14 protein-coding genes are annotated in these 12,929 nt (G+C 38.0%); 9 read left to right on the top strand and 5 right to left on the bottom strand.

Annotated elements, in window-relative coordinates; translation table 11 throughout:
- The first annotated feature begins 137 nt into the window (after positions 1-137).
- From dapB to HDE70_RS03660, 8 genes are all read left to right on the top strand, one after another.
- Positions 138-959, top strand: a complete 822-nt coding sequence (gene dapB, locus HDE70_RS03695) for a 4-hydroxy-tetrahydrodipicolinate reductase (protein WP_183865351.1) — start codon at positions 138-140, stop codon at positions 957-959.
- A gap of 11 nt (positions 960-970) precedes the next feature.
- The gene (gene blaOXA / locus HDE70_RS03690) at positions 971-1,783 is read left to right on the top strand and encodes a class D beta-lactamase (RefSeq protein WP_183888087.1); all 813 of its coding nucleotides are present in this window, start codon (positions 971-973) and stop codon (positions 1,781-1,783) included.
- Between the two features lie 110 nt (positions 1,784-1,893).
- Complete coding sequence (locus tag HDE70_RS03685) at positions 1,894-2,748, top strand: SPFH domain-containing protein (RefSeq protein WP_183865349.1); 855 nt, start codon at positions 1,894-1,896, stop codon at positions 2,746-2,748.
- A gap of 2 nt (positions 2,749-2,750) precedes the next feature.
- Positions 2,751-2,933 carry an Arc family DNA binding domain-containing protein gene (locus tag HDE70_RS03680; RefSeq protein WP_183865348.1) on the top strand — a complete coding sequence of 61 codons (183 nt, stop codon included), beginning with the start codon at positions 2,751-2,753 and terminating at the stop codon, positions 2,931-2,933.
- Positions 2,934-2,955: 22 nt separating this feature from the next.
- Positions 2,956-3,399, top strand: coding sequence for a DinB family protein (locus HDE70_RS03675; RefSeq protein ID WP_183888085.1), 444 nt, complete (start codon positions 2,956-2,958; stop codon positions 3,397-3,399).
- Positions 3,400-3,564: 165 nt separating this feature from the next.
- Positions 3,565-3,774 carry a hypothetical protein gene (locus HDE70_RS03670; protein ID WP_183865346.1) on the top strand — a complete coding sequence of 70 codons (210 nt, stop codon included), beginning with the start codon at positions 3,565-3,567 and terminating at the stop codon, positions 3,772-3,774.
- Between the two features lie 79 nt (positions 3,775-3,853).
- Positions 3,854-4,255, top strand: coding sequence for a hypothetical protein (locus HDE70_RS03665; RefSeq protein ID WP_183865345.1), 402 nt, complete (start codon positions 3,854-3,856; stop codon positions 4,253-4,255).
- Positions 4,256-4,422: 167 nt separating this feature from the next.
- Entirely contained in the window at positions 4,423-5,016 is a 594-nt protein-coding gene (locus HDE70_RS03660; RefSeq protein ID WP_183888083.1) for a hypothetical protein, read from the top strand.
- 80 nt (positions 5,017-5,096) lie between these two features.
- Here the strand turns inward: HDE70_RS03660 and HDE70_RS03655 are convergent, their stop codons facing one another.
- The 4 genes from HDE70_RS03655 to HDE70_RS03640 all read right to left on the bottom strand — a co-directional run bounded on the left by HDE70_RS03655 (position 5,097) and on the right by HDE70_RS03640 (position 9,507).
- The gene (locus tag HDE70_RS03655; RefSeq protein ID WP_183865343.1) at positions 5,097-5,372 is read right to left on the bottom strand and encodes a hypothetical protein; all 276 of its coding nucleotides are present in this window, start codon (positions 5,370-5,372) and stop codon (positions 5,097-5,099) included.
- Between the two features lie 1,597 nt (positions 5,373-6,969).
- Positions 6,970-7,845, bottom strand: a complete 876-nt coding sequence (locus HDE70_RS03650; RefSeq protein ID WP_221270512.1) for a PfkB family carbohydrate kinase — start codon at positions 7,843-7,845, stop codon at positions 6,970-6,972.
- Positions 7,846-7,926: 81 nt separating this feature from the next.
- Positions 7,927-8,388, bottom strand: coding sequence for a DUF4268 domain-containing protein (locus HDE70_RS03645; protein ID WP_183865340.1), 462 nt, complete (start codon positions 8,386-8,388; stop codon positions 7,927-7,929).
- 30 nt (positions 8,389-8,418) lie between these two features.
- Positions 8,419-9,507: a fatty acid desaturase gene (locus HDE70_RS03640; protein ID WP_183865339.1), complete on the bottom strand. Its 1,089-nt coding sequence runs from the start codon at positions 9,505-9,507 to the stop codon at positions 8,419-8,421.
- Between the two features lie 212 nt (positions 9,508-9,719).
- Between HDE70_RS03640 and HDE70_RS03635 the strand changes: the two genes are divergently transcribed.
- Positions 9,720-11,981 (top strand): NADP-dependent malic enzyme, encoded by a 2,262-nt coding sequence (locus HDE70_RS03635; protein WP_183888081.1) that lies wholly within the window; start codon positions 9,720-9,722, stop codon positions 11,979-11,981.
- 68 nt (positions 11,982-12,049) lie between these two features.
- On the opposite strand, the gene cysM is transcribed toward HDE70_RS03635, so the two are convergent.
- The gene (gene cysM / locus HDE70_RS03630) at positions 12,050-12,928 is read right to left on the bottom strand and encodes a cysteine synthase CysM (RefSeq protein ID WP_183865337.1); all 879 of its coding nucleotides are present in this window, start codon (positions 12,926-12,928) and stop codon (positions 12,050-12,052) included.
- Position 12,929 lies beyond the last annotated feature (1 nt).

The raw sequence follows: 12,929 nt of genomic DNA, 5'->3' as shown, positions 1-12,929 counted from the left end.
ATGGCTTTAAAATCAAAGCTAACATATTTTTGACTTAAATATCACGCGCTGCATGAAAAAATCAGGTAGCTTAGAGCAAGTAGATTTGCTTTATAAATTAACTGAATTGTACACATTTATCATTTGAAAGAAGAAATATGACAACAAAGAAAAAAATACGTGTATGTGTTGCAGGAGCAACTGGCTGGGCCGGCTCAGAGCTTTGCAAGGGGATTATCTTAACAGATGACCTGGAATTGGTTTCAGCAGTTTCCCGTAAAGGTGCAGGTAAGAATCTGAATGACCTGCTGAATTTATCAGGTACGCAAGATATTCCTGTTTTCGGAACATTAGAAGAAGCTTTAGCTATTCCTTGCGATGTTTTGGTAGATTATACAAAACCAGATATTGCGAAACACCAGGTAATTACAGCGATTAATCAGGGTGTCAATGTGGTAGTTGGCACATCAGGTCTTTCGGATGCAGATTATGAGGAAATCAGTGTGGTAGCTGATAAACATAAACAGGCTGTGTTGGCGGTTGGAAATTTCGCAATTAGTGTTGTACTATTAAACAAGTTTGCAGAAATGGCCGCGAAGTATATGCCGAACTGGGAAATTATTGATTATGCAAGTGACCGCAAAATTGATTCTCCAAGCGGAAGTACGCTAGAGCTTGCAAACAGGTTATCCAGGGTTAGAGAGTCTAATAAAACTATTCCAATTGCAGATACCAAAGGGATTAAAGAAACCAGAGGTGCAGATATTAACGGGATGCAGGTGCATGCAGTCAGGTTACCTGGATATGTAATTGCAGTAGAAACTATTTTTGGAATGGAAGATGAAAAGCTGATCATTAAACATGAAGCTGGAGGCAGTGCAAAACCATACGTTCAGGGAGCTTTACTGGCCATCAGGAAAGTTGATACTTTTACCGGTCTAAAAAGAGGTTTGGATAATGTAATGGACTTTAACTTATAATTTCTGCTCAAATGTTCAAATACAAAACACTCCTGTTGTTATTGGCAGCAGTTGGATTGGTTTCGTTCCAATCCGATCCTGCTGGGGAAGAGCTTATGAAATTCTACGAAGAACACCAGGTACAGGGTTCTTTTATCCTTTATGATCAGAAAAATGACCGTTACACTTACTACAATCAGGAACAGACGAATATACCCTTTACCCCTGCCTCAACATTTAAGATTTGCAATTCGCTGATTGCCCTGGAAACGGGCGCAGTTAAAGATGAGCATACTGTTTCGAAATGGGATCAGAAAGAGCGGCCGGTACCTGCCTGGAATGCAGATACAGATATGAGAAACGCGTTTAAGAATTCAACGGTTTGGTTCTATCAGGAACTGGCTAAACGTGTGGGTGAAGAGAAAATGAAGTTCTGGCTCAAAAAGGCAAATTATGGTAATGGTGATATTAGTGGTGGGATAGATGGGTTTTGGTTATGGGGAGGATTACGCATTACTCCTGCTCAGCAGATAGACTTTCTCCGGAACCTGCATCAGAATAAACTTCCGTTTTCTGCGCGCTCCATGGATATCGTTAAAGATATTATGATAGCCAAGTCTACAAAAGACTATGTGATCAGGGCTAAAACTGGAAATGGCAAACAGGGAAATCTTCATGTTTCGTGGTATGTGGGCTACATTACTACAGCTAATAATGTTTATTATTTTTCTAACTGTATTCAAACGAAAGATAAAAAAGAAGATTTCAAGAAGGCCGGTGTTAGTATCGCAATCAATGTTCTGGATAATTTAAAAGTAATTAATAAACAGGATTGGGATAATTAAATATACAATTAGCTGTTTTCGATATAAATAATGATTAAAAAATTTGGAATTATACTCAATTAATACCTAGATTTATGATATCAATTTAATATCATTTAAATACTATATTTATGAAAGTAGAAAAGATTGTTACTCCTTTTAATGGTTACCTCGTTATCTTCCTTTTATTCGTTACAGCTGGTTTACTGGCTTATGCCATAAGCGACCAGCAAATTGTTCTGATTATCGCCTGCATCCCTATATTTATTATTTTAGCTAAAGGATTGATTATTGTCAGCCCAAATAGCTCGAAAGTGCTGCTGCTATTTGGAAAGTATAAAGGAAGTATCAAACATAATGGGATGTTCTGGATCAATCCGTTATATACCAGATTTAGTTATTCACTGCGTGCAAGAAACTTTGAAAGTGAAAAAATCAAAGTAAACGATAAAATGGGAAATCCGATCCTGATCAGTGTAATCCTGGTCTGGAGAGTGAAAGATACTTTTAAAGTCGCATTTGAGGTAGACAATTATACCACGTTTATCAAAATACAAACGGATTCAGCGGTAAGAAAACTTGCGGGTTCTTTTCCTTATGATCATTTTGAAGACGAAACAGCCACAATTACTTTAAGCACCAACTTTGATGATGTAAATATCTCATTGGAAAAAGAGTTAGCGGAAAGACTTGACATTGCAGGTATAGAGGTTATTGAGTCAAGAATCGGTTATTTGGCTTATGCCCCTGAGATTGCACACTCTATGCTGAGAAGACAACAGGCTTCGGCCGTAGTGGCAGCCCGTCACAAAATTGTAGAAGGAGCCGTTGGAATGGTAGAAAGTGCGCTTAATCTCCTTTCTGAAAAGAAAATCATTGAATTCGATGATGACAGAAAAGCAACTATGGTTAGTAATTTAATGGTAGTCCTTTGTGGTGATAGCGAGACCAAACCCGTTATCAATACAGGGACATTAAATCAATAAACATGTCAGATAAGAAATCATTTGCGTTAAGGATAGATTCAGAAACGATGAAGGCTATAGAGAAATGGGCTGCTGATGAATTTCGTAGTGTTAATGGTCAGATCGAATGGATGCTGAATAACAGCCTTAAAAACGCAAAAAGAATTAAAGTAAAAGGAATAGAAAAAGATACTCCTGAAAAATAAGAAATCAAGAACTGGAAAATATATGACTGCACAATCAATTCAAAGACTACAATACTTATGTGATACGATACCTCAGCTTTTGAATGAAATTGACGATCATATATTTTCCTTAAAACCCGGTGTCAGTAAATGGAGTAAAAAAGAAATCATCGGTCATCTTATTGATAGTGCTGTAACAAATCATCAGCGTTTTGTAAGAGGACAGTTTGAAGACGTTCCAAAAATCGGCTATGATCAGAACAACTGCAATGTGTTTAATTATTATCAACAAATAAACGGGAAGCAAATTATCTCCTTCTGGACAGCTTATAACAAGCAGATCTTAGAACTCATCAAATTAATGCCACAAACCGCTTTAGAGAGAAGATGTTTTGCCGGAGGAGAGCAAAGTGTAACCCTGGCATTTGTATTCGATGATTACGTGCAGCATTTAGAACATCATTTAAAACAAGTCGTTACCTATTAAATTTGGTACAACCTCCTTAATTTGCACTAAAGCCATAATTATCTCCTTTTCTTTCGTTTAGATACCCTTATAAATCCGAATTCACATTGATAAAATAGCTGTTCACGTAATAAAATAGCAGAAATTACATTATATCCTTATTATTAAGAATAAACAAGGCTAATTATGGGAAATCTATCAAAAGCTATATTGGTAACAGCCACTTTAGAAGTTGCTTTACTTTTATTAGTATTCTTTATCAAATTCACAGATGGAGCCTTTCCCTTTTATAATATAGCACTCGTTACCGGCGAAACCATCATGGTTGTTTTGATAAGTCTGATAGGCATATTAATAGTCAAATCAATGAAATCAGACTTCCGTATAGACAATTGAGTTTTCCAATGTTAAATGATTTGAGTTAATGCGTAAGTAAACGACTATATTTGGCGCTTTCTTAAATTTACTCATCACAATGGATCAGCCACTGCCCGATACTATTATTAAGTTGTTAAACTACAGCTATTCCATGGCGAAAGCACTTCTGGAAGAACAAGGCGAACTCTACCCTATTGGCGTTTGCGTCGATCAGGAAGGAAAAACCATGCAAAGATTGAGCAAAGACGATACTGAAGACCTTCCGCTTGCAAGTATATTAGTAGATCAGATACAAAATGATTTCACAAACAAGTTATCAGCTGGTACGATTACAGCTTATTCAATCGTTTATGAAGCCACTGTGACCAATCAACAATATCCGGAGCCAACAAATGTACTGATCGCTAAGTTCAGCGGCACAGACACTGAAGGATCTTGCTTCCTGCCTTACAAGATCACTGATAAAGCAGTCGAATTTTTAGACCCCTGGCTGGAATAAGCCCGATCGCTTTCAAATTTGACCAGACGAGGCTTTGTAGATTTAACGTATATTTAGCTACAACCCTTTTTATTATAGAATTGTCAAAGAAATACGGAGGAAAAAGTATCTCAAACATTAAGAATATTTTCTCCTTTAGTTATCTTTGCAAAAAAACACACGAAACAATGAGCGAAACTAAACAGTACCCAGTCCTGAAACATATTGTAAATGTAATTAAGAATGCGATTGCAGATTCTAAAGTTGAAGAGCAATCACAAAGCGTTTCAATTATAAAAGATGGGAATGATTCAATTCATATTAAACAATTATTTGATAGCACTGAAGATATCGCTACAATTTTCATCACTGATAAAAAAGAAATATTATTCAGTGAAGATTTACTAGAAACTCTGCAAGACATTGAAGATAGTGCTAAAGGTGATGCAGCATTAAAAAAATTACTAAAGGCTACTACGATCATTGTAAATGACCTGACTATTGAAACAGATTTTATATTTCAAGCAGTTAAAGAATCATTTAATGAACTAAGCGATAGCTATGAATTTATAAAAACAACAGACAAAAACATAGAGGAGCTTGCTGCTCAGTTTAAATTTGGTGATAACAGATTTGATATTAAACTTAAGAATGAGTCGGATATAATCCGCATTGAAGCTCAGGTTAATGACGCTGTAACTCCAAAAGTTAAAAAGATTATTGAAGCAGACGTTGTTAAGATTGAACAAGGTTTGACTAAAATGTTCAAAGAAGATAAATAAGCTGATCCAAACAGAATTCTTAAAAAGACACCAGCTAGCTGGTGTCTTTTTTTTATGTGGCAGGCCGCGTTAAAAATTACCTACCTGTCTACCTTTACTGGTATTGAACTCCATAATGATGGATTATATACATCCATGACACGAACATCCATAGTTTCTCTATTTTTAATTCTGACATTGATCGTCCCGTCTTCATTCACAGGAATAAAACCATAGTTGGTTCCATTTTTACCTGGTTTGGCTGGAATATCCGCAGCATTAGCGGTAGAAAATAAATTCAATTCCTTTGCTGTTAATAGCGTTAGGTTGATTGCTATAACAGTCAGAACAACTTTGAGATAGATATTTGATTTCATATTTATATATTTATTTATACCACAAGTTATAAAAATTCAACAGGCTATACTCACTTACCCTTCGATAAAAGCTGCACATACATTCTGCGACAAGACTTAATTATTGAGCAGGCTATAGCCAAAACAAACTCAAATCAATATTCAGAATTAGTATCTATCACTTAAATATAAGCATAGAGGATCAAGTCATAAACTTATGGATTAGGGATTACATTTCAAGTTTTGGGTTTGATATTTTTTGAGTTCAAAGCAGATGGTTACGATTCTTTAATAAGCTAATTACTTTCTGATTTTATAGTTCAATTTATCATTATTAAATGCCCTGATTACTTTGATAAGAGATCGGCCAACGCTTCAGCGGAATTCTTAGGGGGAGGAAAGATCCTGATTTTTCCAGACCTGCTACTTTTACGAAAGTTCTCTGATGCTTTTTCGGTTTCCATTGATTGTTTCATTATGCCCGGTACAGAACTTTTGAAACAACCAGTACTCCAAACTGCTGCTTTAAAAATGAAACCGCCCAGGATTCCCTTTGAAAATTTACCCGTTAAACCTCCCATAATAAATAAGTGCTTTTCCAACAATGTAAGCTATTAGCGTTAAAGATTATCCTGATAAGTAAAAAATGTCCGCAATTGTCCGCAGCTGTCTGCAATTGTCCGCAGTTGTCCGTGGGGTAGTCAAAGGGAAAATTATAATTTCATTAATCTTCAACTAGTTATGGTTTGGTTGTGCCTGAGTGGTGGTCGGGATGACACCAGGTTGAGAACAGCCTTTAAGCATACGTACTCTAAGTCATTTCAACTAGTTGTTTTGACTTGGACTTACCATGGACTCACGTTACTTTAGCATTGCTCTCACCCTAACGAGTACTTGGGCAGTACTCAGGCAGTACCCGGCCGATATAGATTCATTATTTAGCTATTTTGAATTTATTTATTAACAGCCCGGCTTGTTTCGGCTGAGTCATTCCCATGCCAATTGAAAGCTTTCAGCGCAACTTCCATAGGCACAAGAGCGTCCGTGATAGCAAAGACTTTCTGTTTAGCGTGTCAAAATTTATGCTTAAAAAAGAGCCTGCTCCACAAGTTGATGACTTGATCCCTAACATTTACAAGGCTATAGCCAAAAACAAACTCAAATCAATATTCAGAATTTGTATCTATCACTTAAATATAAGAATAGAAACAAATTTTGGATATTGCAGAGTTGTTATATGCTAATAATTTACAAGATGGAAATTAAGATATACAGGGGAAGATGCTAAAGTTTAAGCTTTGAAAAAGAGTATATTAGTTCATTACAAAAGGTCTTAAAAAAAAGAAAGGGTTGTTCCATCCAGACACATCCCTATTCTAACCAAATATAAACCTGTATGAACGGGTTTTCTCTTTAAAATTCCGGCAGTGTTGCTGTCATTTCTAATGACTCATCCTTGATCCGGAAAATATTTACTGCTTATTTTCTGATACAAATATATACAACTTTTATATAGTGTACAAATTACACTAACGATTATTTTAAATAAAACATTTCTATGACGAATTAACGACAAATCAGCCTCTGTAATCAAGAAACAAACATTATTTTTTCTGACTTAGCCCCTATCTGCGGCTAACAATTGAATTATATCATCTTCAGTACCATCAAAAGGCCCGTAAGATTCCATTTTTAAGCTGGCCATAGCAGCACCGAACTCGCCCGCCTGCTGTATATCCACACCTTTTACTCTTTGTGATAAATAACCTGCCATATATGTATCGCCACATCCTGTCGCGTCTACTTCGGCAACTGGCCTGAAAGCAGGAATATCATAGAACACACCATCTCCATAAATCACAGAACCTAAACTAGCCCTGGTAATCACAACTTCCTGAACACCCCAGTCAATTAAAATCTTCACTCCCTCTTTAATCCCCACAACTCCCGTCAACACTTCCAGCTCAGCTTCATCAGCCTTCACCGTATGCACATACTGAAGCGCCTCCTTCTTATCCTTCCAATCCACTGCACAAACACTTTGCCCCTTAACTTCACGCAAATATCCCTGAACATCTAATGATACCCTGCTCCTGCCCGCTAACTCTCTGATCAGCGCCACAGAAATATCATTTGATAACAATGGCCCCAAATGGAAAATTTTAGCGTCAACAGCCTTAAACTGCTCCACAGTAAAAGGATCAGACTCCTGTAACACCCTTTGCGTCCTGTGATCCAGATTTCCAGAGTAGATATTCTCGAAATAAACGGTTTTTGCACTTGGAAAAACAATAACATCAATACCTTTTGTACGCAAATCCAATACAAACCCCATCTCACTTTGAGCTATAGCCGTAACCAGGCCATAGTTAATCCCCATCCTGCGGATCGCATTAGAAAAATAAAATGATGTTCCTCCCGCCATATGCTTTTCAGTAGCTGGCGTAACCACTCTGTCTAGCGTAATATGACCTACACAACAAATATCGTACATATACATTAATAATAATCCTGATCAGCTGAACCGCTAACAAGCCACAAATGTATCAAATGATTTAATTTGAACGGGTAAATTTTATTTAAACAGCTCAAAACTGTGTGAAGCATCACACCAGAATTCGTCAAGAGCGATGAGCCTTGGCTTGAGAAAAGAGATGATTTCAGGCCAGTCCTGCTCCTTAAAAATACTGACATCAGGCAAAGTCTTATAAATTCTGCTTACAGGCTTATAATTTTCATCCAGCAACTGCTGTTCCCACTCCCATTCCTCATTTAAATAACCTTTCAGGATATTCCTGAATTCCTTAAACTGTTCGAATAAGAGTTCCTGAACACCTGTATCGGGGTGAGAAAGCTCAATTGCAATAAACGCAGACTTGTTGTCTGCGTGCAATTTAAAATTCAGGTGCTTAATTCCTGTCTTGTAATTTATCCAGTTAATCCGCATTCCCTCAGCAGATAGCTGAGGAGAAATATACTGGCCAAAGGCCGTCCAGAAAGCCTGTTTCAATTTTGAAACCTGATCCTTAGAATACATTAAAAACTATATAATCCTTTTAGCAGTAAATTATCCTTTATTTTTTTGTAAAATTAACATTTTCTCTTCCTGTAAAAGAAGAGCCTGTTCATCTTCCATCAGCGCTACCTTATTGTAATGCGTCTCTAAAAAGTCTGTCTTAGAATCTTTGAAAGATTTAACAGTTCCGATCGCATACATAAAACGGATGTAATACCATGCAATATCTACCTGGTGAGGTAAAAATCCCGTTCTTGCACTCTTTGGATATAAATGGTGATTATTATGCCATTCACCGGCAACTATTCCCGGCCAAAGCTGGTTGATAGACATATCCTCACGTGAGAAATCATAATTATCTCTGCGCATATCCTTTCCCTTACCATGTCCTTCATAATTGAAAGTTCTGACCCCTACTGCCCAGATCCCTGCGGCACCAAAAACAGTACAAGCTAATCCATGGCCACCAATTAAGAACAACATCCCATACCAGAAACCCCAGTTTAAAGCCCAGGCCAGAACTGTTCTTGCCGGATTAGCTATAGAACCCCATTTTAAATATTGAGCATAAGTATTTGGCTGAACACCGGTATGCTTCATTAATCTTGCGGCACGGTGATAATTTCTTTCAGATAAATCTTTCGCTATCGGCTGATGATTCACATCCGCTAAAAAGCAATATAAAAACCCACCAGAAGCATTATAAGGATCACCAGGCATATCAGACTTTGCATGATGTACATGATGCGAAACCACGTAGATTTCTTCCGGGATCATAGATATAGTCAGGTTCTGCGTAAAAAAGCGCCAGAATCTATTTTTAAAAGCATAAGCATTGTGCGTACAAAAACGATGATGCCATATCGTACCATGGGTACCCATGATAATCATACTATATAAGAATGCAACGATTAATAAGCTCCAGCTAAAATATTCAAAGATAAAAAAGTAAAGAAAAGGTATAGAAATGACAACCTTTGACCAGCTCATAAAAGGGAGCCAGTTTTTCTTGCTTTTAAAAATATTCAGACGTTTAAAGAATTCCTGCAACAACTGACGAGTCGTCGGCTTAGATAAATTACCATTAGTATCAGCCCATCCATAAGTTGGCGGATCCAATACTATACTCAAAAATGCCATAGGCTACAATTAGTTTTTCCTGTGAAAGTACGTCAGATTTTTCACAAATCAGCTATTATATAAAAATTTCTTACATCTAACGGTCACTTTCAGGTAATTTCACCATTATTTTCTAGTATTATTTTAAACATATACCTACTTTCGACCACTTATTAGCTTTCGGAGTAATCTACTCCCCTGAGCACAACAAAGATCAAGGATACACACACAAGATGAACAAAGCAACAAACCGTAAACAGGACGCATTAGATTATCACTCTGATGGCCGGCCAGGTAAGATTGAAGTCGTACCTTCCAAGCCAACAAATTCACAACGAGATTTAGCACTTGCCTATTCACCTGGAGTAGCGGAACCCTGTATGGAAATATACAGAAACCCTGAAGACGTATATAAATATACAGCTAAAGGTAATCTGGTCGCAGTAATCAGTAATGGAACCGCAGTATTAGGCTTAGGAAATATCGGCCCGGCAGCGAGTAAACCAGTGATGGAAGGTAAAGGATTGTTATTTAAAATCTTTGCTGACATCGATGTTTTCGATTTAGAGATCAATGCCACTACTGCTGATGAATTTGTAAACGTAGTAAAAGCCTTAGAACCAACTTTTGGAGGTGTAAACCTTGAAGATATTGCAGCGCCGATGTGTTTTGAAATCGAGCGCCGCTTAAAAGAAGAAATGAATATCCCGGTCATGCACGACGATCAGCATGGAACAGCAATTATTACCAGTGCAGCTTTATTGAATGCCTGTGAATTGCAGCATAAAAAAATTGAGAAAATAAAGCTTGTGGTAAGCGGAGCTGGTGCAGCGGCAGTATCCTGTATCAAACTATACCTTAAATTAGGTGTCAAAAAGGAAAACATGCTGGTATTCGATAAGGATGGCATTGTGAATGTTGACCGTACCGACCTTGATCCAATGCGTATGGAATTCGCTACACCAAGAAAAGATATCAGCACTTTAGCTGAAGCAATGAAAGGTGCAGACGTATTTTTAGGTCTTTCAGCAGCCAATGTAGTTTCGGTAGCGATGGTACAGTCAATGGCCAAAAACCCGATTGTATTTGCTTTAGCTAATCCTGATCCTGAAATTGCTTATGACCTTGCGATCAATAGCCGTAAAGATATTATCATGGCAACCGGACGTTCCGATTTCCCTAACCAGGTAAATAACGTATTAGGATTCCCATATATCTTCCGCGGTGCGCTGGATGTACGTGCTACATCGATTAATGAAGAAATGAAGCTGGCTGCTGTAAGAGCAATTGCTGAGCTGACTAAACTTCCTGTTCCAGAAATTGTACATCTTGCCTACAAAGCAAAAAACCTGAAGTTCGGAAAAGACTATATTATTCCAAAACCTATTGATTCAAGATTAATCGGTATTGTTTCTACTGCTGTTGCCAAGGCGGCGATGGAATCTGGTGTTGCCCGTAAACACATTACAGACTGGAACGCTTACCAGGAAGAATTACAAATCAGATTAGGTGCTGACGATAAAATCCTGAGAAACCTTGCCAGCAAAGCAAAATCTGCCCCTAAACGTGTAGTATTTGCTGAAGCTGATAATTATAAAATATTAAAAGCGGCACAGATTGTTAAGGACGAAGGTATTGCAACGCCTATTTTATTAGGAAATGTAGCTAAAATCCAGAAAATCATCCTGGAACATGGAATTGAGTTCGGCGATGTTGAAATCATTGACCCATGGCAGGGAACAGAGGAATCTGATAAATTTGCAGATCACCTTTTCCAAAGACGTCAGAGACGTGGCATTACTTTATATGAAGCGAAGAAACTTGTGCGTGACCGTAACTATTACGGTGCAAGTATGGTAGAATTCGGACAAGCTGATGCATTGATCTCCGGATTGACTAAAAACTACAAATCAACCCTGAAACCTGCATTACAGGTTATCGGTACTAAACCTGGCGTTAAAAAAATCGCTGGTATGTACATGATGCTGACTAAAAAAGGGCCTGTATTTTTAGGAGATACGACTGTAAATCCTGATCCTTCAGCACAAGATATGGTAGATATTACCGGAATGATAAACGAAACTATTAAAGAATTCAATATCACACCACGTATCGCCTTATTATCTTACTCAAACTTTGGCTCTAACACTGGCTCGGTTCCAGATAAGATGAGGATTGCGACTGCATTGCTAAAAGAAAAATATCCTGATATGATTGTTGACGGAGAAATGCAGGCTAACTTTGCAATGAACGCAGAATTGCTGCAAAGTAACTACCCGTTCTCCAGCTTAAAAGGGAGTCCAGCAAACACTTTAATCTTTCCTAACCTGGAATCAGGAAACGTTGCCTACAAATTATTGCAGGAACTTGGAAATGTAGAAGCAGTAGGCCCAATTCTTTTAGGTCTGAACAAACCAGTACACGTTTTACAAATGGACAGTTCTGTTAGAGAGATCGTGAATATGATTACAATTGCTGTAGTAGACGCACAATAAACTGCTATAACTCCATAAAAAAGCCTCAGCTGATTCAAATCGGCTGAGGCTTTTCCTTTATACAGGGGTTATTTACTTAAAAACAAATCGCTGCTCAGGTACCGGTCCCCCCTGTCGCAAGCTATAAAAACGATCACTCCTGAAGTTAACTCCGAAGCCAGTCTAAGTGCGCAAGCCAAAGCACCACCGCTGCTCATCCCGGCAAAGATCCCTTCCGCTTTTACCATTTGCCTGGTATATTCCGAAGCCTCTTCCTGCGAAACATCCATTACCCTGTCTACCCTTGACGCATCAAATATTTTAGGAAGATATTCCTTTGGCCATCTTCTGATCCCAGGGATTGAAGACTCTTCCGTTGGCTGACAGCCTACAATCTGAATTTCCGGATTCTTCTCCTTTAAATACATAGAATTTCCCATTATACTACCCGTAGTCCCCATTGAACTCACAAAATGCGTAATCTGGTGTTCAGTATCCTTCCATATCTCAGGGCCTGTTGTTTTATAATGCGCCAGGTAATTATCAGGATTTGCAAATTGATTTAACAGAAAATAACCCGGCGTAATGCCCTTTTCCTCCGCATAATCCCTGCACTTCTCAATAGATTCCAGCAAAGTAACCTTTGCACCAAAAGCTTCCATGGTCAGCGTACGTTCCCTTGTGGAATTCGAAGGCATGACCAACTCAATATCCAGCCCATAAATAGACGCAATCATTGCCAGTGCAATACCAGTATTTCCACTGGTGGCCTCTACTAACTTCGTTTCTTTCGTAACTTCACCACGTTCCATTGCACTGCGGATCATATTTAAAGCAGCCCTGTCCTTTACACTTCCGCCTGGATTATTACCTTCCAGTTTAGCGAAAATCCGGACTGCCGGGTTCGGATTTAGCTTTGTAATTTCTACTAAAGGCGTATTTCCTATGCAATCTATTAAAGTTCCCATG

It is taken from the genome of Pedobacter cryoconitis, from assembly GCF_014200595.1.
GTDB lineage: Bacteria > Bacteroidota > Bacteroidia > Sphingobacteriales > Sphingobacteriaceae > Pedobacter > Pedobacter cryoconitis_C.
This window is presented reverse-complemented; position numbering and strand designations above follow the sequence as displayed.